Annotated in this window: 20 protein-coding genes and 1 tRNA gene; 7 read left to right on the top strand and 14 right to left on the bottom strand. The window is 64.7% G+C overall.

What is annotated here, in order from left to right; translation table 11 throughout:
• Positions 1–52: 52 nt before the first annotated feature.
• Positions 53–1,426: an aminotransferase class V-fold PLP-dependent enzyme gene (locus HIM68_RS02420; protein ID WP_139907974.1), complete on the bottom strand. Its 1,374-nt coding sequence runs from the start codon at positions 1,424–1,426 to the stop codon at positions 53–55.
• A gap of 193 nt (positions 1,427–1,619) precedes the next feature.
• Between HIM68_RS02420 and HIM68_RS02415 the strand changes: the two genes are divergently transcribed.
• The 4 genes from HIM68_RS02415 to HIM68_RS02400 all read left to right on the top strand — a co-directional run bounded on the left by HIM68_RS02415 (position 1,620) and on the right by HIM68_RS02400 (position 5,641).
• Positions 1,620–2,552, top strand: coding sequence for a TetR family transcriptional regulator (locus HIM68_RS02415; protein WP_172169302.1), 933 nt, complete (start codon positions 1,620–1,622; stop codon positions 2,550–2,552).
• A complete protein-coding gene (locus HIM68_RS02410) occupies positions 2,549–3,460 on the top strand; it encodes a 3-keto-5-aminohexanoate cleavage protein (protein ID WP_172169299.1) in 912 nt (303 codons plus the stop codon). Before HIM68_RS02415 ends, HIM68_RS02410 begins: the two co-directional genes overlap by 4 nt.
• Positions 3,457–4,986, top strand: a complete 1,530-nt coding sequence (locus HIM68_RS19255; protein ID WP_172169295.1) for a 3-hydroxyacyl-CoA dehydrogenase NAD-binding domain-containing protein — start codon at positions 3,457–3,459, stop codon at positions 4,984–4,986. The genes HIM68_RS02410 and HIM68_RS19255 overlap by 4 nt, the downstream gene beginning before the upstream one ends.
• Positions 4,987–5,098: 112 nt before the next feature.
• Entirely contained in the window at positions 5,099–5,641 is a 543-nt protein-coding gene (locus HIM68_RS02400) for a YdeI/OmpD-associated family protein (RefSeq protein WP_172169292.1), read from the top strand.
• Between the two features lie 35 nt (positions 5,642–5,676).
• Here HIM68_RS02400 and HIM68_RS02395 read toward each other — a convergent pair whose 3' ends face one another.
• The 4 genes from HIM68_RS02395 to HIM68_RS02380 form a co-directional block, all read right to left on the bottom strand.
• Complete coding sequence (locus HIM68_RS02395; protein WP_172169289.1) at positions 5,677–6,897, bottom strand: MFS transporter; 1,221 nt, start codon at positions 6,895–6,897, stop codon at positions 5,677–5,679.
• A 65-nt stretch (positions 6,898–6,962) separates the two neighbouring features.
• Positions 6,963–8,315 carry a GH1 family beta-glucosidase gene (locus tag HIM68_RS02390; RefSeq protein ID WP_172169286.1) on the bottom strand — a complete coding sequence of 451 codons (1,353 nt, stop codon included), beginning with the start codon at positions 8,313–8,315 and terminating at the stop codon, positions 6,963–6,965.
• A gap of 161 nt (positions 8,316–8,476) precedes the next feature.
• Positions 8,477–8,833: a hypothetical protein gene (locus HIM68_RS02385; RefSeq protein ID WP_229663912.1), complete on the bottom strand. Its 357-nt coding sequence runs from the start codon at positions 8,831–8,833 to the stop codon at positions 8,477–8,479.
• Between the two features lie 117 nt (positions 8,834–8,950).
• A tRNA-Ala gene (locus HIM68_RS02380) sits at positions 8,951–9,023 on the bottom strand.
• Positions 9,024–9,185: 162 nt separating this feature from the next.
• Here HIM68_RS02380 and HIM68_RS02375 point away from each other — a divergent pair.
• On the top strand, positions 9,186–10,397 hold the full coding sequence (locus tag HIM68_RS02375; protein WP_139907967.1) for an NAD(P)/FAD-dependent oxidoreductase: 1,212 nt from the start codon (positions 9,186–9,188) through the stop codon (positions 10,395–10,397).
• 68 nt (positions 10,398–10,465) lie between these two features.
• Here HIM68_RS02375 and HIM68_RS02370 read toward each other — a convergent pair whose 3' ends face one another.
• Positions 10,466–11,134, bottom strand: coding sequence for an alpha/beta fold hydrolase (locus HIM68_RS02370; RefSeq protein ID WP_139907966.1), 669 nt, complete (start codon positions 11,132–11,134; stop codon positions 10,466–10,468).
• A gap of 56 nt (positions 11,135–11,190) precedes the next feature.
• On the opposite strand from HIM68_RS02370, the gene HIM68_RS02365 reads away from it, so the two are divergent.
• Positions 11,191–11,913, top strand: a complete 723-nt coding sequence (locus HIM68_RS02365; RefSeq protein WP_139467053.1) for an alpha-ketoglutarate-dependent dioxygenase AlkB — start codon at positions 11,191–11,193, stop codon at positions 11,911–11,913.
• Between the two features lie 45 nt (positions 11,914–11,958).
• On the opposite strand, the gene HIM68_RS02360 is transcribed toward HIM68_RS02365, so the two are convergent.
• Genes HIM68_RS02360 through HIM68_RS02335 form a run of 6 tightly spaced genes read right to left on the bottom strand, consistent with a single transcriptional unit; the run spans position 11,959 to position 17,860 of the window.
• A complete protein-coding gene (locus HIM68_RS02360; RefSeq protein WP_101545629.1) occupies positions 11,959–12,348 on the bottom strand; it encodes a monovalent cation/H(+) antiporter subunit G in 390 nt (129 codons plus the stop codon).
• Entirely contained in the window at positions 12,348–12,608 is a 261-nt protein-coding gene (locus HIM68_RS02355) for a monovalent cation/H+ antiporter complex subunit F (RefSeq protein ID WP_139467051.1), read from the bottom strand. The genes HIM68_RS02360 and HIM68_RS02355 overlap by 1 nt, the downstream gene beginning before the upstream one ends.
• Entirely contained in the window at positions 12,605–12,979 is a 375-nt protein-coding gene (locus HIM68_RS02350) for a Na+/H+ antiporter subunit E (protein ID WP_139467420.1), read from the bottom strand. The genes HIM68_RS02355 and HIM68_RS02350 overlap by 4 nt, the downstream gene beginning before the upstream one ends.
• On the bottom strand, positions 12,979–14,496 hold the full coding sequence (locus HIM68_RS02345; protein WP_172169283.1) for a monovalent cation/H+ antiporter subunit D family protein: 1,518 nt from the start codon (positions 14,494–14,496) through the stop codon (positions 12,979–12,981). The genes HIM68_RS02350 and HIM68_RS02345 overlap by 1 nt, the downstream gene beginning before the upstream one ends.
• Entirely contained in the window at positions 14,493–14,825 is a 333-nt protein-coding gene (locus tag HIM68_RS02340; RefSeq protein ID WP_139467048.1) for a sodium:proton antiporter, read from the bottom strand. The genes HIM68_RS02345 and HIM68_RS02340 overlap by 4 nt, the downstream gene beginning before the upstream one ends.
• Complete coding sequence (locus HIM68_RS02335; protein WP_172169280.1) at positions 14,822–17,860, bottom strand: DUF4040 family protein; 3,039 nt, start codon at positions 17,858–17,860, stop codon at positions 14,822–14,824. The genes HIM68_RS02340 and HIM68_RS02335 overlap by 4 nt, the downstream gene beginning before the upstream one ends.
• 114 nt (positions 17,861–17,974) lie before the next feature.
• Here HIM68_RS02335 and HIM68_RS02330 point away from each other — a divergent pair, with 114 nt between their 5' ends.
• On the top strand, positions 17,975–19,114 hold the full coding sequence (locus HIM68_RS02330) for a glycosyltransferase family 1 protein (protein ID WP_253903691.1): 1,140 nt from the start codon (positions 17,975–17,977) through the stop codon (positions 19,112–19,114).
• Positions 19,115–19,207: 93 nt separating this feature from the next.
• On the opposite strand, the gene HIM68_RS02325 is transcribed toward HIM68_RS02330, so the two are convergent.
• Together HIM68_RS02325 and rsfS are read right to left on the bottom strand one after the other, a co-directional pair.
• Positions 19,208–19,804, bottom strand: a complete 597-nt coding sequence (locus HIM68_RS02325) for a histidine phosphatase family protein (RefSeq protein ID WP_172169277.1) — start codon at positions 19,802–19,804, stop codon at positions 19,208–19,210.
• Positions 19,801–20,178 (bottom strand): ribosome silencing factor, encoded by a 378-nt coding sequence (rsfS, locus tag HIM68_RS02320; RefSeq protein ID WP_229663911.1) that lies wholly within the window; start codon positions 20,176–20,178, stop codon positions 19,801–19,803. The genes HIM68_RS02325 and rsfS overlap by 4 nt, the downstream gene beginning before the upstream one ends.
• Positions 20,179–20,205 lie beyond the last annotated feature (27 nt).

Genomic DNA, 20,205 nt, shown 5'->3' with positions numbered 1-20,205 from the left:
GGGCCCTCAGAAGATCGAGGACCTCAGTGAAGGACGGATCGAACGCATCCATTCACTCCATCGAATCGAGGATGTCGGTGAGATCGTCGAACGTCGTCAGCGGATTGACGATCGCGAACCTGGCATTCGGCCGCCCCTGGTGCGAGCTCGGGACGACGAAAGCGCGCTGGTCCTCGAGCAGACGATCCGACCATGCGTCATAATCCGACCGCTGCCAACCGTCGCGCTCGAACACGACGACCGAGAGTTCGGGTTCGCGCACGAGCCGCAGATGCTCTCGATGCTTGATCTCCGTGGCGATCTCACGCGCCAGATCGATCGAATGGCCGATCGCCTCCCGATACGTTTCGGCACCATAGCTGGCCAGCGAATACCACAGCGGCAGCCCACGCGGTCGCCGTGTCAGCTGGATGGCGAAGTCCGAGGGGCTCCAATCCTGCGCGTCGGTGAGTGTATCGAGATATTCGGCCTTCTGCGTGTGCGCTCGCCTCCCCGAATTCGGATCGCGGTAGATGAGCGCACAGGCGTCGAAGGGAGCGAAGAGCCATTTGTGAGGGTCGACGATGAGCGAATCGGCCTTCTCCACTCCGGCGAACTTGTGGCGTGCCTGCGGCGAGAGCATCGCGGCCAGACCGTAGGCGCCGTCGATGTGGAGCCAGAAGTCGAACTCGTCCTTGAGAGCGGCGATGCCGGCGATGTCATCGATGGTGCCGAAGTTCGTCGTCCCCGAGGTGGCGACCACCGCGATCACGGCGTCCCCGTGTTCGAGCAGGGCCTCACGCACGCCGTCGGGACGCAGGATCCCGTCCTCGCCGGTGGCCACCGGGGCGACATCGACATCCATGACCTCGGCAGCGGAGGCGACCGAGGAGTGGGCTTCGGCGCTGCACACGATCACCCAGCGTCCCGGCCGAGTCTCACCGAGCTTCTCCTTCTGTGCGTTGCGGGCGGCGACGAGAGCTGAGAGGTTGCCGATCGTACCTCCTTGGACGAAGACTCCCCCGGCTCCAGCGGGCAGCCCGAACTCTCCCGCCAGCCAGCGCAGGACTTCGTTCTCTGCATGGACGACTCCGGCACCTTCGAGCCACGAACCGCCGTAGAGAGCACTGGCGGAGACGACCAGGTCGAAGGCGACAGCCGCCTTCGTGGGAGCGCTGGGGATGAATGACAGGTACTTCGGATGGTCGGTGGAGATGCAAGCCGGAGCAAAGATGTGCTCGAAGATCGCCAGCGCCCGAGCTGATCCCAGCCCCTCCTCGGTGACGGTGGGGCCGGCCAGTCGACGCAGCTCGGCTTCCGAGGTCGGATGGTCGAGCGGAGTGTCCTCGGCCAGAGTCCGACGACGCGAGTACTCGAGCACGAGATTCACGAGGTTTCGGGTCTCATCGGAGACAACGTGCATGCGGGAATGAAGACTGTCGGTCATTGGGGCTCCTCGGCGCGGTCGATGGTGATGGGGATCGCCCACCGATAACGAGACTATCCGCATAGAACCGATTTGTGTTGCCTCGGACGGTTCGGATCGACACGAATTCCTCTCCATGGTCACTGATCGCAAGTTCTGACTCTTATTCATATTTACTTGCGAGCGGACTTGTTGCTGAGGTAGGTTCGGCACCATGACAGGAGGGCAGACGACCGAAACCGGGGATTATTCCCGCGGCACGATCGACAGGGGGTCCGAGGCCACCGGACTCCGCGTCCGGGACGCCATCCGGCGGTCCGGATTGAAGCAGCGCAAGATCGCCTCTGTGATCGGCATCGACGAGACGAAGCTGTCCAAGGCGCTGTCAGGTCGCCGCCGCTTCACCGCCGATGAGCTCCTCGGCGTGGCCACCGCCACAGGTGTGACCGTCCGGTGGCTGCTCGGCGACGAGTCCCAGGTCTCCGCGCTTCCGCCGAACCCAGCAGCCGCGGCAGTCAGCGACGACGACGCCAACCCGAGACGCACGATCGCCGAGGCGGCGTGGACGCTGTTCGGCCGGTACGGCTTCGACGCAGTGCGCATCGCCGATATCGCGGCGGCGTCCGGGGTCTCGGCGCCGAGCATCCATTACTACTTCGCCAACAAGTCCGAGCTCTTCGATGCCGCTCTCGACTATTCGGTCAAACTCGCCTTCGACCGTCAGATCGCGTGGCTTGACGACATCGCGGACCCCGCGCAGAGACTAGAAAGTCTGTTGAAGCTGCAGTCCCCACTGGGACGCACGGAACGCGGCGAATGGTCGATCTGGCTGCAGACGTGGACTCGAATGGCCCTCGAAGGTTCGGCTCTGTCGAACTATCCGCTCAGCTACGAACGCTGGTCGCGCACCGTCCAGACGACGCTCGAGGACGGTCAGCGCACCGGCTGCTTCCGAGGCGGTGATCCACGTGCCATGACCGACGAACTCACCTCCCTCCTCGACGGACTCGGAATCAAGGTGCTCACCGGGGTGATGGACACCGAGACCTTCTCCCGGCGTCTGCGCTCCTACCTCGATCGCGCCATCATGCATCCCACAGAACCCACAACCGCTACAACCGCCGATCGACTGAAGGAGTCATCATGAACCGCAAGGTCATCCTCACCTGTGCCGTCACAGGAGCCGGGGACACCACCGGCAAGAGCGAACACGTTCCCGTCAGCCCCGAAGAGATTGCGAACGATGCCATTGCGGCGGCCCGCGCCGGGGCGTCGGTGGTCCACATCCACGTCCGCGACCTCGAGACGAAACAGGGTTCGCGCGAAGTCGCCTACTACCGCGAAGTGGTTCGCAGCATCCGCGCCTCCGACGTCGACCCGGTCATCAACCTCACCGCCGGGATGGGCGGCGACCTCGTCATCGATCCGCAGGATCCGCTGACCACGATGCCGGGCACCGATCTCATCAACGCCCTGGACCGACTCCCCCACGTCGAGGAGCTGCTGCCCGAGATCTGCACGATCGACTGCGGCAGCCTCAACTTCGGCGAAGGTTCGAACCTCTATGTCTCGACCCCCGACATGCTGCGCGAAGGGTCGAAGCGCATCCAGACTCTGGGAGTGCGTCCCGAAATGGAGATCTTCGACACCGGCAATCTGTGGTTCGCCAATGTGCTGGTCGAGGAGGGACTCATCGACGCCCCGCCCCTGTACCAGCTGTGCATGGGCATCCCTTACGGTGCTCCGGCCGATCCTGGCCTCTTGGCTGCAATGGTGAACATGCTGCCCAAAGGTGCGCAGTTCACGTCATTTGCCATCGGTGCCAACCAGCTGCCGTGGGTGGCCCACTCCGTGCTCGCCGGTGGTCATGCCCGCGTGGGACTCGAGGACAACCTCTACATGTCCAAGGGCGTCAAGGCCACGAACGCCGATCTCACCGCTCGTGCCGTCGACATCATCACCGATCTCGGTGCATCAGTCGCCACTCCTGACGAGGCCCGCGAGATCCTCGATCTGCGCGTGCAGACACCGACCATCACCGGAGGCGATCTGTGAACGATTCCACCCCCGCCACGCCCCTTCCCGACACGCCGGAGTTCCTCGGCTTCGACGCCATCGACACCATCACCTGCGTCGGCGCTGGAACGATCGGCGGCGGCTGGGCCGCATACTTCCTCGCACAGGGCTACCGGGTGAAGATCTGGGACCCGGCTCCAGACGCCGGCGAGAAATTCGCGCGCCTCCTCGATGCGGCTTGGCCGGCCCTGGCCGAACTCGACATGGTCGAGTCAGCCGACCGCACCGCCTGGTCGATCCACACCGACCTCGCCGAGGCGGTCGCCGGCACCGGATTCGTCCAGGAGTCCGCACCCGAGGACCTCGCCCTCAAGCGCGGACTGCTCGCCCAGATCGACGAGGTGTGCCCGCCGAATATCGTCGTCAGCTCGTCGACCTCGGGATACAGCATGACCGAAATGGCCACCGAGGCGGCCCACCCCGAGCGCCTCGTCGTCGGCCACCCATTCAACCCGCCCTACCTCATCCCCTTGGTCGAGGTCGTCGGCGGCCGGTCCACGTCGGCTGCCGCCGTCGACTGGGCCGCCGACTTCTTCAGCCATATCGGCAAATCCGTCATCCGCATGGACCGCGAAGTCCCCGGTTTCATTGCCAACCGACTGCAGGAGGCTCAGTGGCGCGAGGCCCTGTACATGGTCGAGCAGGGCGAGGCCACGGTCGAGCAGATCGACCGCTCGATCACCGACGGCCCTGGTCTGCGGTGGCCGTTCCAGGGGCCGATGCTCACCTTCCACCTCGCCGGCGGCGAGGGCGGAATGGCGCATATGCTCGACCATTTCGGCCCCTCGCTGAAGTCTCCGTGGACGCGGCTGACCGCTCCGGAGCTCAGTCAACGGCTGCGTGATGATGTCGTGGCCGGCTGCGATATCGAGGCCGGTGACCGCTCCATCGCCGACCTCGTGGCGCATCGTGATGCCGGAATCATCGCCCTGCGTCGGCTCACCGACCAGTTGGCCACCACCACGGCAGACTCCGGTGACGGTGAGTCTGCGGACGGCGTGGCAGGCGCTCCTCCCTCCTCTGCTGCTCCCCCGACGTCCGCACCGATGTCAAGGGTCGCCTCGGCGACGACACTCGGGTCATACAGCACCGAAGTCGTGTCCGAGTGGATCGATTACAACGGGCACATGTCAGAAGCCTTCTACGTCCTCGTGTTCGGTTTCGCCACCGATCAGGTGATGGATCAGCTCGGTCTCGATGCCGCCTACCGGGAAAGCGCGAAGGCGTCCCTGTACACCGTCGAATCCCATATCCGCTACCTCGACGAGGCGGCCCTCGGCGACAGGATCACCGTCGTCCCCCACCTCGTGAGTGCTGCTGAGAAGAAGCTGCACCTGGCCTATGAGATGTACGTCGATGAGCGGCTCGTATCGACCGAGGAGATCATGGCCCTCCACGTCGACCAGGCGGAGGACCGAGTCGTGCCCTTCCCGGACACAGTGGCGGATCGGATCTCACAGATCGACATGGAGCGCCCGGATTGGGTCGGTCGGGCGGTCGGCTGAAGTACGTCAGGAATCAAGAAGCCGGCACCGTCTCGTGCCGCTATTCTGAAAGTCATTGGATCAACAGAAGCCGAGTGTCCCGACCCGAGCATCCGTACTTTGAGGAGTCACCATGACCGCCACGACTGCCGACGTCACTTTCACTGCGAACGCCGAGCTGCTCTTCGACCGGCCGATTCTGCGCCTGCCTCAGGACGCCAGCGATCAGCTGCCCTCACGCGGCCAGGTCGCAGTCACGGGCACCCTCGATGGCACCGATTTCAGCACTGTCATCGAACCCGACGGACGTCGCGGTCATTGGATCAGTCTCGATGACGACCAGTGGGAGAAGCTTGGGAAGAGAGAAGGAGCGGGGATCGAGGTCGGCCTGACGCCGACGAAGAACTGGCCGGAGGTGACGGTTCCCTCAGACCTCCGTGCGGCGCTCGACGGTGCCGGTGATCTCGACGATGTCTGGGCCGGACTCACGCCGATGGCCCGGTGGGAATGGGTGCGCTGGATCAAGTCGACGAAGAACGCCGATACACGGGCACGCCGTGTCGACGTCGCAATCTCGAAGCTCGAGTCCGGCAAACGTCGTCCCTGCTGCTTCGATCTGTCCTCATGTACGGACCCGGAACTGTCGAAGAGCGGAAAGCTGCTCGGGCTGGCCTGAGCCAGAGCTCATCCGACCGACGAGTCGGATGAGCTTCAGTCCGGCTGCGGAGCCCGCAGCACGGCACGTGAGGGGTGCACAGTCAGCGTCAGTCCTGCTCCAAGCACGGAGACGACCGCGGCGGCCGCGAAGAGCAGCCAGAACCCACCGACCAAGGCAACGAGCCCGGCGCCCAGGAGCGGACCGATCAGCTGGCCGAGGTTCGCGGAACTGTTGACGAGACTGAGGTCGCGAGCATGGTCGTCCGGGTCGAGCAGAAGGTCCGTGGCCAGGGCGAGACTGACCGCCATGTAGGCTCCGTATCCGGCACCCATGACTCCGGCCGCCACTGCTGTCATGGTGAAGTTCGGGCTGATGAGGATGATGATTCCCGAACAGGCCTGGACGAGTGCGGCGATGACTGTCCAGAAGCGTCGGCTGCCTCGTCTGTCCGTGACCATGCCGACGAGGATCGAGGCCGCCACCACGAAGACCGTGTAGATGACGATGAGGATGAGCAGGCGGTTCTCGGCGTCGGCGGCGGGGATCATGATCCCGTAGAGCAGGAAGAACAGCAGCAGCGACGTTCCGAACGAATTGCCGACGTTGACGATGAAGCGACTGAGGAGCAGGCGGGTGAAGCTCGGGTCGACAAGTGAGGATACCCGCGGCCGAATGAGATCACGACGGGCATGGAACTCGAGCACGGCGGCATGCGGCAGCGGCGGATCGGGCAGCAGCAGCGCAGTGACCGTGCCGATGACGAGGATGAAGCAGGCCAGCACCGCATAGGATGCGCCGGCGCTCAGGCCGAGCAGCACGATTGTGGCGACGCCGACGACGACGCCGACGGCTTGAGCCGAGCTGGCCGCAGCGGACGCTGCACCGCGCTGGTCATCGAGCTGATCGGCGATGAGTGCAGTCAGCGCCGAAGAAGCCACGGATACGCCGACCGAGGTGACCACCCACGCCGCCCCGACCAGCAGGGGTCCTTCCGCGCTGCCGGTGAGGACGAGACCGAGTGCGGCGAGCACCGATCCTCCGATCGCCCAAGGACGTCTCCGACCGTACCGCGAACGGGTGCGGTCAGAGAGCCGACCGGCCACGGGGGCGGCAGCGATACCTGCCAGGCCGCCGGCCGAGAGGACGAGTCCGGACCAGACGACTCCGTCGATCCAGTGTCCGCTCTGAGTGTCGAGCTGAAGTGGCAGGAGGAGTTGGATCGGTGTCAGCTGAACCGTCCAGATCGCCAACCAGGCGAGTGTGAACCACACCATCCACCCAATCGATACACGTACTCGCGAAACGGAGCCGCCTGGGTGAGGCGGAGGGCTGACCGCGCTCATGGCCGAACCGCGGAGATGAGATCCCGATACCAGCGAAAGGACGCCTTCGGTGTCCGCGTTCCGGTGTTCATATCGACATGTACGAGGCCGAAGCGCTGGCTCCATCCTTCGGCCCATTCGAAATTGTCCAACAGCGACCAGACGGTGTACCCGTCGATGCGCACACCTGCTGCCTTCGCTTCACTCACCGCGCCGAGGTGGTCACGCAGATAGTCGATCCGCTCGGAATCAATGATCTCCGTATCGGTGGTGTCGGGTTCGGGGAACGAGGCTCCGTTCTCGGTGATGATGATCGGCGGCAGTGCGGTCCCGTAGCGTCGACCCATGTCGATGAGGAAGTCGCGCATCGTGTCCGGTCGGATCGGCCACATGGGACCGAACCCGGTCACGGGCGCCCCGGGTGTGGGCACCATCTCGAACGGCACCGGTCCTGCCGAGGCACGGACCGTGGTCGGATTGTAGTAGTTGAAGCCGTAGACCTCGTTTGGTGCGGAGATGAGGTCCATATCGCCGTCGGCCACCGGCAGCTCGACGCCGAAGGGGCTGAGGTCGGGATATCGTCCCGTGAGCAGCGGGTCAGTGAAGAGGCGGTTGTGAATCGCATCGAGCAGGTCGGCCGCAGCATGGTCGTCGGCAGACTCGGAAGCGGGGAGGACGAGACTGTGGTTGAGCGTCGGCACCGCTTGAACTGCGCCGTGCCCGCGCAGAATGGGAGCGGCGATCCCGTGGGCCAGCAGCTGGTGGTGGACCGTGGGCAGAGAGTCGAAGAGCAGAGTACGCCCGGGGGCCAGTTCCCCCAGCGCATAGCCCTGCAGCGATGTCGATGCGGGTTCGTTGATCGTGTACCAATGACGAACGCGGTCACCGAGGCGACCGGCTACCACTTGCGTATAGTCACCGAAGCGGTGGGCTGTGTCGCGGTTGAGCCATCCGCCGTTCGCCTCGAGTGCGACCGGCAGGTCCCAGTGGTAGAGCGTCGGTTCGGGTGTGATCCCGGCGGCGAGGAGTCCGTCGACAAGGCGGTCGTAGTAGTCGAGCCCCGCCGAATTCACCGAGGCGTCCGTCCCGGCATTCGGAATGACACGGGTCCAGGAGATGGAGAACCGGTACCGGTCGACACCGAGGTCGGCAAGCATCGCGATATCGTCATCGAGGCGGTGGTAGCTGTCGGGACCCGGTTCGGCAGTGCTGCCGTCGATGATGTTACCGGGCGTGTCAACGAAGTCATCCCAGATGCTGCGGCCGCGACCATCTGCGCTGCGCGCCCCTTCGATCTGGAAGGCAGCTGTGGCCGCAGAGAAGTGCATTCCGGCCAAAGTCTCGACATTGCTTGGAAGATTCCCCACCATGAGTCGAATATGTCACGGTTGGTGAGGGCCTGCAACAGATGATCCGGAACCTTGCAGCCAGGTCTTCACTCTGCGAGGAGGACGGGCGGCGCGCAGGGGGCGTCGCGAACGGTCAGCTCAGGACTGATCGCGGCAGGAGGTTCGGGTGTGCAGGAGGAGAATCAGTCGGATTCAGCGGCAATCGCCGCCGATGCCCACACGAGCGGGATCTGCAGAGGCAGTCTCGCACAGGCGATGGCTCGGCCCTTCGGATTGTCCCACTGCTTGACCACTGTGTAGATGTTGGCCGGGAAGACGCCGACCATGAGCGCGGCAGAAGCGACACCGCCGAGGCGCCGGGTGGCCGGGTTGGCCAACAGCCCTGCACAACCGAGTTCGGCGACGCCGCTGGCTATGGTCCAGAAACGTGGATTGCCCAACCGAGGCGGGACGATGGAGTCGAAGAGCTTGGGTCGGGCGAAATGGGCAACCCCGGCAAGGCCCAGGACGCCGGTCATGGTCGCCGTCTTCGTGTCCATTCCACGTCCGTCCTGACTCTGCTCGCTTCGACGCGCCGCCTGACCCGGCGTCCGGCTTCGATTGCATGAGGTCCACAACGCAATATTCGGCATCGAACGAGTCGACGGAGAGATGTGTGGAGCTAAGGGGAATCGAACCCCTGACCTTCTCATTGCGAACGAGACGCTCTACCAACTGAGCTATAGCCCCTTTTCGACTTCAGCTTACGCCTGCCCCCTGCCCTTGATCAAAATCGCACGAGCGGTATGGGACCTCGTGAGGCACAGTGTGTCACCTGGGGCGGGCTCGGTGGAGCCACTTGAACTCGGCGAGTACAGTCGAACGAGAGTCCCCTCTACGAAAGGACCGACAATGGCAGAAGAATTCGGAACAGTCGTCATCGGCGCAGGCCTGGCAGGAGGCACCGTGGTCGAATCGCTGCGGGATGCCGGTTACACCGCTCGGATCGCGCTCGTCGGCACCGATCCCGCGGCTCCGTACTACCGCCCGGATCTGTCGAAGAAGGTGATGATCGAGGGTTCGGATCCCGCCGACTCGGCCCTCCGAGGAGAAGACTGGTACTCGGCCCACGACGTCGAGACGTTCTTCGGCACCTCGGTGACCGCGGTCGACACAGATGCTCAGACCCTTACTCTCGACAACGGCGGTGACCTGTCCTATGGTCAGGTGATCCTCGCGACCGGATCGGTGCCCCGAACTCTTGATGTCCCCGGCGCTCAACTGGGCAATATCCACACTCTCCGCGACGCCGGGGATGCCGTGGCCATCCGGTCCCAGTTCGGTGAGGGCAAGAAGGTCGCGATCATCGGCGGCGGCTGGATCGGCCTCGAAGTTGCGGCCGCAGCGAAGTCTCACGGCTGCGATGTCACGGTCATCCTCCACACCGATGCTCCCCCGCTCTCCGGTGTCCTCGGGCAGGAGCTCGGAGAGTACTTCGAAGACCTGCACCGAAAGAACGGAGTGAACTTCCTCAAGAACGCGGACACGACAGCCTTCACCGGTGACTCCGCTGTCGAGGCCGTCGAAACGTCTGCCGGAAGTGTACCCGCCGATCTCGTCGTCATCGGAATCGGCGCGGATCCCGCCGTCGATCTGGCCACCTCGGCGGGTTTGACGACCGAGAACGGCGTGATCGTCGACGAACAGATGCGCACCTCTGATGGCAGCATCTTTGCCATCGGCGATATCGCGAATGCGAAGAACGTTCTGCGCGGTGAACGTCTGCGCGTCGAGCACTGGGACAATGCAGTTCGCCAGGCCGAGGTCGCAGCCTCGACGATCAGCGGCGGGACCAAGACCTACGACTGGCAGCCGTATTTCTACACCGACCAGTTCGACCTCGGCATGGAATACGTCGGTCAAGGCGAATCCGAGGACGACGTCGTCATCCGCGGCGACAAGTCCAGCGGCGAATTCATCGTGTTCTGGCACCGAGCCGGCAAGGTCACCGCGGCCATGAACGTCAATGTCTGGGACTACGGCGACGAGCTCCGCGCCCTCATCGGCAAGGAAGTCAGCGCCGACCGTCTCGCCGACGAACAGGTGCCGGTCGGCGAACTCTGAGTCCGAGAACGTCCGAGTCGGACGGATCGGCGATCCATCGTCGACTCCGCGGGGCCGGTGACCGAATGTCACCGGCCCCGCGGCGTGCGTGCCGACGTGGCAGAGAGGAATTCGCGCAGGTGCGCTGCGAAAGCCGCCGGATGACTGCGGTGCCAGTCATGGCCCATCCCGGGGACGAACCGGAGTTCGGCTCCGTCGATGCCTTCCGCCAACTCCCTGGCCGCAGGCCTGTTCGCGATGTCCCGCGTTCCGCACCACACTGCAGTCGGCACCCTCACCTCGCCGAGGCGGTCCCGCAGATCGGCGGCTTCGACCGCCGCGTACATGGCCAAGGTCTCGGACTTCGTCGAACCGTATGCGGCGAATGCCCGTTCCGGCAGTCGGATGGAGATCTGCCATTGCAGGCGCATCATCCACTTCGGCGGCCTCACCTGTCCACCGGAGAGAATCAGCGCGTCGAGTGCGCCGGGGTCGGCTCGAGCCGCGACCACCGTCGCCACCATCGCACCGAGAGAGAGTCCGCAGACCACTGTCGACTGCTCCGCTTCGATCCTCTGTAGAACTCGATCCGCGGCGTCGGACAAGTCGAACATTCCGTCGTCGATGACGCCGAGTTCGCCGAGGTCGATGGCGTTGCACGACCAATCGGCCGGCAGTTCGGCGATGACGTCGTCCCAGACATCGGCGCGCTCACCGGCGCCGTGGAGGAAGATCAATTGCGTGTTGGCTGCGTTCATCGCGTCTCCTCGGGTCTCGTGATCATTCTAGATCCCGCTCTGGCATCCTGGTAGACATGGATTCGCTCTTCGCCGATGAGGCCTTCGACCGCCGACCGAGAATCGTCGCCCCCGGCGCGGTCTGGGTACCGGGTTTCCTCAGCGCCGAGGCGCAGCAGTGGATCATCGCCCGCTATGCCGATTGGCAGTCCGGTCCGGTTCCTCCCCATGCGACGACGATCGCAGGGCATCCGATGAGTGTCACGACGATCGGGCTGGGCTGGCATTGGCAGCCCGGGCGCTACGACCGCCGCGCCGTCGACGTCAACGACAAGGTGGTGCTGCCCTTCCCCGATTGGATGACCCGTCTGGGCCGCCAGGTTCTGCAGTCCACAGCAGCGGTCGTCGAGGCTGCACCGGATCTCGCCCCGGGTACAGCCGCCGCGTGGGGATTCGACCCCGCCGACTACCACCCGGATGTGGCCCTCGTGAACTACTACGACGAGCACGCGAAGATGGGTATGCACCAAGACAAGGACGAATTCGACCCTGCTCCTGTCGTCTCCTTGTCATTGGGCGATACTTGCCTCTTCCGGTTCGGGAACACGGAGACACGTAACCGTCCCTTCGAGGATCTGCGGTTGGCCTCGGGTGACGCCTTCGTCTTCGGCGGCCCTGCCCGCTTCGCCTACCACGGGGTCAGGTCGATCCAGCCGGGAACTGCACCGGATGCGGGACGACTGAACCACCTCGGCGGGGGCAGGATCAACATCACGATGCGCACGACCGGACGGAACTGAGCTCACGTGATCAATGGCCGGGCAGACCCGACTGACTGAGTCGGCTCAGGAGTCCTTCGCGTCGGGGTCGATGTCGACAACCCCTTCGGGCGGCGCTGCCAGCCGATTCGGTGACGTCTTCCGGAATACCGGCTGTCCGGAGAGCACCGCCGACCTGGCCAGGGTGTTGCTCGCAACCGAGGACACGATGATCAGGCACAGCACGGCGATGACCGCCATGATCAGCGAACTCCAGGAGAACCCGGACGCGTAGAGGTCGTAGATGAAGGCCGCGATGACGATGAACGGCATACCCAGTCCGGTGGCCGGAGAGAACACATTGATCCGAGACAGGGCATCACGGACCCTGAACATCGCCAGAGCGGAGCCGAGCAGCAGCAGGGAGCCGGTGATTCCGAAGATCCCGACGAGGGTCGTGGCAAGTGCTTCATTCATCAGCGGTGCCCCCTCGTGAGGATTCGGGACAGAGCGATCGTGGCGAGGATGCCCACCATGGACGACAGGAAGATCACATCGAGGACGATCGACGAGGACACGGTGATGCCGAGCATGGTGACGATGGCGATCGCCGAGAAGTAGATGAGGTCCGAGACCACCGCGCGTGAGCCCTGATCGCGAGCAGTGAGCACGCGGATGAGGCCGATGATGATGGCGGCGGCGAGGATGACCGCACAGATGCTTGCGATGACGATCACGGACGGCCTCCCTGCGGATCGGCGTGTGGCCCCGGTGCTCGTCCGCGGGTCATGGACAGCAGTCGGGATTCCATATCGATGAGTCCGTCGAGAGCGGATTCCTCCGACTCCTCGAACAGAGCATGGACGAAGATCACCGGCGGGGTCGTCGACGTGCCGGCGGCGATCGCTGTCACCAGGGTGCCGGGAGTGATGGTGATCGACGATGCGAAGAGCGTGACTTCGAGGTCGGTGGCGCAGCGCATCGGCAGTTCGACGATCATCGGCTGGGCGTAGTCGCTGCGGAAGAGTCGGGAGATGATGGTCGCCGAGCCCGTGATGATCGCCCAGACGATGAAGCCGACGTATGAGATGCCGTGGATGACTCGCATCACGGTGCCATCACCGCCTCGATGTAGTCACTGTGATCGAGCAGACCTTCGGCTGCCCGATGTGTGAGGGCGAGCAGAGGCTCCGGGAAGCAGAAGAGCGCAACGGACAGCCCGATCATGATCGTGGCGGGCACCAGCAGTCGGCCCGGGATGCGCACGCTGCGCGTGATCGGTTCGGCCGGGGCACGCCCGGTCTCAGCCGAGTCGGGACGGTACGTCTGCATCGGCGGTCCCCAGAAGGTGTTGCGCCAGGTGCGCTGAAGCGCCAGCAGACTGATCAGTGCGCCCGCGACGATGACGGCGACCAGGACCCATCCGAAGCCGCCGCCTGTGTCCGTGGAGGCCCTGACGAGTCCGACCTTGCCCCACAGTCCCGAGGTCGGCGGCAGACCGACGAGTGAGAAGAGTCCGAGGATCATGAGGACGGTCGCCCACCGCTCTCGTGAGGCGAGGCCCGAGAGCTTGCGGAAGGAACCGGTGCCGTAGGTCTGTTCGACGGCACCCATGATGAGCAGGAGGCCTGCCATCGTGATCATGTGGTGCATCATGTAGAAGGCACCGGCACCGAGAGCCGCCGAAGTCAGCAGTGTGACGCCGATGAGGATATGGCCCACACCGGCCGTCATCTGGAATCCGAGCACGTTGCGCACCCGCACCTGCCCGAATCCGGAGATCGCACCGATGAGGATGCTGGCCACCGCGACGATGAGGATGACGGTCGCCCACGGGGCAGGTTCACCGTAGACGGTGGTGTAGATGCGATAGATCGCATAGAGCCCGACCTTCGAATGCAGACCGGAGAACAGTGACATCATGCCCGCCGAGGTGTTCGGATAGGAGAGGACGAGCCACCCGTGGAAGGGCGCGCCGCCGGCCTTGACGAACAGGGAGAGCAGCACCACGCCCAGAGCGATCGCGGCCTGTCCGGTCGGGCGGCCCTGATCTGCCAGGACGGCGAGGTTGACGGTTCCGGTGGCTCCGTAGACGAACCCGACACCGATGAGCAGCATCGTCGAGGTCAGCAGGTTGACCATGACGTAGAGACGTCCGATGCCGAGCCTGCGCCAGGTGCCGGTGACGGCGATGAGAGCGTAAGCGGGCAGCATCATCACTTCGACGAAGACGAAGAAGTTGAACAGATCACCGGTCAGCAGCGCACCGTAGACGCCGGTGAGCATCATCAGGATGAGGGCCGGGACGAATCTGTACTGGTCCTCTCCGGTGGAGATGAGGAACAGGCTGCTGACGAGCGCTACGAGCGAGGTGAGCACGAGCATGAGCGCGGTGAACGTGTCCGAGACGAACACGATCGCCAGGCCGGGCACATAGTCACCGACCGAATGGGCGATCACCGGGGTCGAGGCGTGCACCCCGAGCAGGACGATGCCGCTGCCGCCGACGAGCACAGGAACGGCGAGCAGGAGCAGCCGGTCGAAGGTGCGTGAGGTGATGAGCACGCTCAGGGCCGAGGCCAGGAGCGGGATGCCGATGAGCAGGAGGAGCAGTGCGGAGTTCATGAGTCGCGCTCCTCCCCTGTCTCGGGATTGCGTTTCTGATCGTCATCGTGGCCGAGCACGGCCAGCGCGAGCATGAAGATGGTCACCGCCAAGGTGATGACGATGGCGGTGAGGACGAAGGCCTGAGGCAGCGGATCGGCCGCCTCGGCGAGGTCACCGCGCCCGGCCAGAGGTTCCCCTCTCCACGCGCCGACGCCAGCCGAGAGCAGGATGAAGTTCGCGGCATGGGAGATGAGGGTGAGACCGAAGACTCCCCGGACCATGGAGCGCTGCATCATGAGGTAGACGCCGCCTGTGGTGAGGACGCCGATCGTCAGTGCCAGGATCATGCTTCCTCCTCATCTCCGTCGGCTGGTGGGTCCCCGTGGAGGATATGCGTCGAATTCGCGCGCACCTTCGCCTCCCCGGACGCTTCGACGCCGCGGCGGCGGCTGCGTTCGGGGCGTTCCCCGCGGATGGCCTCCATCGGACCGCTCAGCTCACCGTAGAGCAGCTCATCGGCACGTTCGCGTGTGCGTTCGACGTCTCGGCGGATGATGCCGTTGGTGAGCACATCGTCTCCGGCTGGCGTGGCCGCGGAGTCCGAGACGCCGAGGAGGTTGAACGAGAGCAGCATGAGGCCGAGTACCGCCAAGTAGACGCCGACGTCGAAGAGCATCGATGTCGTCCAATGCTGACCGGCGAATTCCGTGTGCATGGGCTGGAGGAACGAACCGGCGAGCAGGAGACCGATGATTCCTGTGACCACCGCCGTGGCGACTCCGGAGCCGATGAGATAGAGCGGCGCACGCGGCGGACCGAGCGCCCGGTCCTTCGGCGTGGACAGGTAGGCCAGACCGATGACGGCGGAACCGACGAGGGCGGCGATGAATCCGCCTCCCGGGGAGTTGTGACCGCGCCAGAAGATGAGCAGGGAGCTCAGCGCCAGCAGCGGCCCGAGAACCTTCAGAGTCAGCTGCAGAGGGATGACGTTCGGCCACGCCTCGTGGACAGCTCGATATGCGGTGGTGCCTTTGGGGCGGATCGACACCCACGGGGGCCTGGGCGGTTCCGGGATGTTCTCGGCCGGCGGGTCGATGAACTTGTCCTTGACCGTCGACATCACCGCGACGATGGCGATTCCGGCCATGCCGAGGACGGTCAGCTCACCGAGGGTGTCGAGTGCACGGAATTCGACGAGGATGGTATTGACGATGTTGTCTCCGCCGCTGATGTCCGGAGCCTTGTCGAGATAGTACTGGCCGAGGGCGGAGCGTTCCCGACGGCCGTTGAGCGCCAGAGTCAGTCCGGCGACGCTCGCGCCGACGATGATCGCCAGGAGCAGACGCGGTGTCTGCTTGCGCTTCGGGTACTTCCAGAACGAGCGCGGCAGCTTCTGCAGCACGAGCATGATGACGATGATCGTCATCGCTTCGACGAGCAGCTGTGTCAGGGTGACGTCGGGGGCGCCGAGAGCGAGGATCTGCACGGTGGCGAGGATGCCGATGGCCGAGAGCGCCACAACGGTGGTCAGTCGTGAGTGCGAGGTGCAGAGGACGAGCACAGCCACGGTGATGAGGATGAGCAGAATGATGTCCACCGGACGGCTGAGGTTCTCCTGCAGCGGCGGCAGTTCGGCGAAGACGACAGGCAGGGCCCCGATTGCGAGCACGCTCAGTCCGCCCAGGGACAGAGCGAGATAGGGCCCTGAGTTCATCGGCCGGACGAAAGCGGAGAGCCCGTATCCCAGCCGTTTGAGAGTCTTCGTCAGTGAGTCGATGACATCGGCTCCGTCGAAGGGCAGCGTGGCTTTGTGGAAGAAGACGAAGACTCGTGATCGGCGGAGGATGATGAACACGCCGATGACGATGATGAGCCCGGAGGCGAGCAGTTCGATGTTGAACCCGTGCCACAGCGCCAGGTGCACGTGTTCCGAGGCTGTCGGCACCGCTGCCCGCACCACCTGGTCGAGCAGGGTGTCGAAGAGGAACAGGACGAAGCTCAGGGGCACCGAGGTCAGGATCGGCAGGGCCGCTGCGATGAGCATGACGGGTGAACCGCGGTGGATGCGGCGCTCCTCGGGTTCGCGGCCGTCGATGAAGCTGCCCCAGACCGTCTTCGCGCAGTAGGCGAAGGTGAGCACCGAGGCACCCACGGCGACGAGCAGAGCCACCCAGCCGGCCCAGGGCCCGCCCGGGGTCTCCCCCAGCGCGGTGAACAGAGCCTCTTTGGACACGAATCCCAACAGCGGCGGAATCCCGGCCATGGACGCACAGCCGATGATCATCACCGTGAACGCCGCCGGGGCGGTGCGCATGAGCTTCGGAATACGTGCGAGGTCTCTGGTGCCGGCGAGGTGATCGACGACGCCGACCATCATGAACAGGCCGGACTTGAAGAGTGCATGCGCGATGACGTGGAGGGTGGCGGCGGCGATCGCAGCCTCGGTGCCGACACCGATGACCGCGGTGATGAGCCCGAGTTGGGACACGGTCGAATAGGCCATGAGCTTCTTCACGTCATGTTGGTTGAGCGCGAACCAGCCGCCCAGGCAGGCAGTGAGGAGTCCTGCCGTCACGAGCAGGACGTTCCATGCCGGCGTGGCGTGGAAGGTCGGTGAGAACCGGAGCATGAGGAAGATGCCGGCCTTGACGACGGCTGCGGCATGCAGATAAGCCGAAACAGGGGTGGCGGCGGCCATCGCATCGGGCAGCCATGGGTGGAAAGGGAACTGAGCCGACTTCGTCATGGCTGCAACGCCGACGAGGAGGGCCACGAGCGTCGTGACTTCGGGCTGGCCCGCCCACACCGGGGAGCTGATCGCCTCCGCGAGGTTCGTCGTCCCCGTCACGGCGATGATCACTCCGGTGGCCACCAGCAGGCTGAGGCCGCCGATGAAGGTGAAGAACATCGTCCGCAGGGCCGGTGCCTGCCCGGGGGATCCGGACCGGGCGATGAGGAAGAACGATGCCAGGGACGTCAGCTCCCAGCACACGAACAGCACGAGCACATCGTTGGTCAACACAAGGGCGACCATGGAGAAGGTGAAGATCACCATCAGCCAATAGAAGCTCGTATTGCGTGCAGGGCTGAGATAGCGCGTCGAATAGACGAACACGACCGCACCGATGATCAGTGCGATATAGGTGAACACGACACCGATTCCGTCGGCGCGCAGCGCCAGGTCGACGCCGAAGCTGGGAATCCAGGAGTAGGAGACTTCCGGATTCCGCCCGGCCATCACCTCGGCGGCGGTGGGAGTGAACAGGGCTGCCACGCCGAGATAGGCGATCGCCAGCGGCCAGCCGCTCTCCCGACCCGCAGAACGGGTGAGAACGGGGGTGAGTGCGACGAGTGCGGCCAGAGCGATTAGCGTTAGGATCATGACCGGGCCTCAACGGCCGCGGGCACAGGTGATCGTTCCTTCACTCACTGATCCTTCGTGCGCAAACTGATAGACACAGGCTTTCGAAGATTCAGACTATCGACTCGGAGTTCCATGAGCAAAAGCACAAAGAGCCTCCAACCGTCACCGAGGCTGTCGGTCTTCTTCGACGCACGCTTCACCCGCACGACTCATCACGACGGGATCTCCCGGTACGGTTCGTGTCTGCTCTCGGCCCTGCTGACGGCCGTCGAGGGCACGGAGATCGACGTGACCGTGATCATCAGCGATGAGGCTCAGTTGGCTCTGCTTCCCGAATGCTCGTGGGTGCAGCTGAGCGATCCCACCTCCCCCGCCGAGGTGGCCATCGCCGGGAAGCTCAATGCACTGGGCGCCGATGTCGTGTTCTCGACGATGCAGACGATGGGCTCGTTCGGACGTCGCTACGGACTCATCCTGACCATCCACGACCTCATCTACTACTCCCACCCCGAACCGCCGGGTGACCTGCCGCTGCCGGTGAGGCTGCTGTGGCGGGCGTATCACTTGAGCTTCGTCCCGCAGCGGCTGCTGCTCAATCGTGCCGATGCCGTGGCAGCTGTCTCCGAGACGACGAAAGAGCTCATCGCCGCAAACCGGTTGACGGATCGTCCGGTGCAGGTGGTGTCCAATGCCGCCGAGGCGGTCGCCGCGCCGGCGCGGACAGTGAACCGTCACGATGCGAAGACGCTCATCTACATGGGTGCGTTCCTGCCGTACAAGAACGTCGAATCCCTCATCCGCGCGCTCGAGCACCTGCCGGCGTGGACCCTGCACATCGCCAGCCGCATCGACGGCAGAAGGGAAGCTCAGCTGCGAGCCCTCATTCCCGACCGGGCGAAGGTCGTCTTCCATCGGGGAATCAGCGATGCGGAGTATGCACGTCTGCTCGACGAGTCGACTGCCCTGGTCACGGCTTCGCGGGAGGAGGGCTTCGGTCTGCCCGTGATCGAAGCGATGGCCAAGGGAGTGCCCGTAGCCGTGTCGGATATTCCGATCTTCCGGGAGATCGCCGCCGAGGCGGCCGAATACTTCGACCCGGAAGATCCGCGGTCGATCGCGCACGCGATCGACCGGCTCACCGATGCCGGCAGGTGGGCGGAGCAGTCCGCGGCCGGCGGGCGTCAGTCACAGGTCTTCGATTGGGCGAAGTCGGCAGACTCGCTGGTCGAGCTCATCAGATCCGTCGCTGCCAACCGCAAGACAGAGGGCTGAGTCCGAGCGGGCACCGATGCACGGATGTCCGCCTCCGGTTCGACAGTGGCGCAGCGGCCGGTGACCGAACCCGCAACGGTGCGACCAAAGGACTCAGTGAGAGCGCGTGCCCCAACTGCGCAGGACCCATTGGTCGCCGGTGTACCCGAACTCTCCATGACCGCAGTTTCCGAGAACCCCGAGCCGGCCGGTCCCGTTCATCTCCAGGAGAATTTCGGCGGCGGCGCGCAGCACCGCACCGTGGGCGACGATGGCGATCGTCGAGGCTTCAGCGGACCGCACGATATCGGTGATGGCGTCGGCGACGCGGCGACCCGACTGGGAACGCGATTCTCCTCCGGGAGGTGCGATATCGGCTCCGGAGGCCCATTCGGCGAGTTCGTCCGGCCAGGTCTCCGCCACCTCGGCGCGGGTGGAGCCTTCCCACTCGCCGAAGGCGGTCTCGCGCAGCCGCTCATCGCGAACGGGTTCGAGAGCGACGAGTGTCGCCAAGCTGTCGGCGGTCGCAGCGGCGCGCGAGAGGTCGGAGGAGACGATGAGTTCCGGTCCGAGTTCAGCGAGCCGCCTGGCGACCTGATCGGCCTGCGCGCGGCCGGTGTCGTTGAGGGGGACATCGGACTGTCCCTGGAACCGTCCCGCGAGGTTGAAGTCCGTCTGTCCGTGACGCCAGAACAGAACGGTCTTCGTCATGTGTCCGAGCCGGGTTCCGGCAGCTGCAGATCAATGACCGGGACGTCCTTCCACAACCGCTCGAGCGCGTAGTATTCGCGCTGTTCGGCGGAGAAGACATGGACGACGATCTCGCCGAAGTCGAGCAGCACCCAGTCCCCTCCCCGGCCCTCGCGGCGCAACGGGGTGCGGTCGTGGACGAGCTGCACTTCCTGTTCGATCGCGTCGATGACCGCCCCGATCTGGCGTTCGTTGTCGGCGGAGACGATGAGGAACGCGTCGGTGATGTAGAGCGTGGAGCTCACATCGAGGCCGATGATGTCGGTTCCGAGCTTCTCGTCCGCGGCTTTGGCCGCGGTTCGAAGCAGCTGGGTGGATTCGGCGATCTCGCTCACAAGATCCTTTCGCATGGATGCGGTTAT

This window comes from Brevibacterium sp. CT2-23B (assembly GCF_013168765.1).
In the GTDB taxonomy this organism is placed as follows: domain Bacteria; phylum Actinomycetota; class Actinomycetes; order Actinomycetales; family Brevibacteriaceae; genus Brevibacterium; species Brevibacterium sediminis.
The sequence above is the reverse complement of the archived record's forward strand: the minus strand, read 5'-3'. Positions and strand labels throughout refer to the sequence as shown.

What these genes read in the sequence shown, in the direction of transcription:
- HIM68_RS02335 (WP_172169280.1), bottom strand. Translation starts at nt 17,860, where the DNA reads ATGATCCTAACGCTAATCGCTCTGGCCGCACTCGTCGCACTCACCCCC.
- HIM68_RS02340 (WP_139467048.1), bottom strand. Translation starts at nt 14,825, where the DNA reads ATGATCCTGGCACTGACGATCGGCGTCCTCACCACAGGCGGCGTCTAC.
- HIM68_RS02385 (WP_229663912.1), bottom strand. Translation starts at nt 8,833, where the DNA reads ATGGACACGAAGACGGCGACCATGACCGGCGTCCTGGGCCTTGCCGGG.
- HIM68_RS02395 (WP_172169289.1), bottom strand. Translation starts at nt 6,897, where the DNA reads ATGGTGTGGTTCACACTCGCCTGGTTGGCGATCTGGACGGTTCAGCTG.
- HIM68_RS02390 (WP_172169286.1), bottom strand. Translation starts at nt 8,315, where the DNA reads ATGGTGGGGAATCTTCCAAGCAATGTCGAGACTTTGGCCGGAATGCAC.
- HIM68_RS02415 (WP_172169302.1), top strand. Translation starts at nt 1,620, where the DNA reads ATGACAGGAGGGCAGACGACCGAAACCGGGGATTATTCCCGCGGCACG.
- HIM68_RS02325 (WP_172169277.1), bottom strand. Translation starts at nt 19,804, where the DNA reads ATGACGAAGACCGTTCTGTTCTGGCGTCACGGACAGACGGACTTCAAC.
- HIM68_RS02360 (WP_101545629.1), bottom strand. Translation starts at nt 12,348, where the DNA reads ATGAATGAAGCACTTGCCACGACCCTCGTCGGGATCTTCGGAATCACC.
- HIM68_RS02375 (WP_139907967.1), top strand. Translation starts at nt 9,186, where the DNA reads ATGGCAGAAGAATTCGGAACAGTCGTCATCGGCGCAGGCCTGGCAGGA.
- HIM68_RS02365 (WP_139467053.1), top strand. Translation starts at nt 11,191, where the DNA reads ATGGATTCGCTCTTCGCCGATGAGGCCTTCGACCGCCGACCGAGAATC.
- HIM68_RS02370 (WP_139907966.1), bottom strand. Translation starts at nt 11,134, where the DNA reads ATGAACGCAGCCAACACGCAATTGATCTTCCTCCACGGCGCCGGTGAG.
- HIM68_RS02400 (WP_172169292.1), top strand. Translation starts at nt 5,099, where the DNA reads ATGACCGCCACGACTGCCGACGTCACTTTCACTGCGAACGCCGAGCTG.
- HIM68_RS02330 (WP_253903691.1), top strand. Translation starts at nt 17,975, where the DNA reads ATGAGCAAAAGCACAAAGAGCCTCCAACCGTCACCGAGGCTGTCGGTC.
- HIM68_RS02420 (WP_139907974.1), bottom strand. Translation starts at nt 1,426, where the DNA reads ATGACCGACAGTCTTCATTCCCGCATGCACGTTGTCTCCGATGAGACC.
- HIM68_RS02345 (WP_172169283.1), bottom strand. Translation starts at nt 14,496, where the DNA reads ATGAACTCCGCACTGCTCCTCCTGCTCATCGGCATCCCGCTCCTGGCC.
- HIM68_RS02410 (WP_172169299.1), top strand. Translation starts at nt 2,549, where the DNA reads ATGAACCGCAAGGTCATCCTCACCTGTGCCGTCACAGGAGCCGGGGAC.
- HIM68_RS02350 (WP_139467420.1), bottom strand. Translation starts at nt 12,979, where the DNA reads ATGCGAGTCATCCACGGCATCTCATACGTCGGCTTCATCGTCTGGGCG.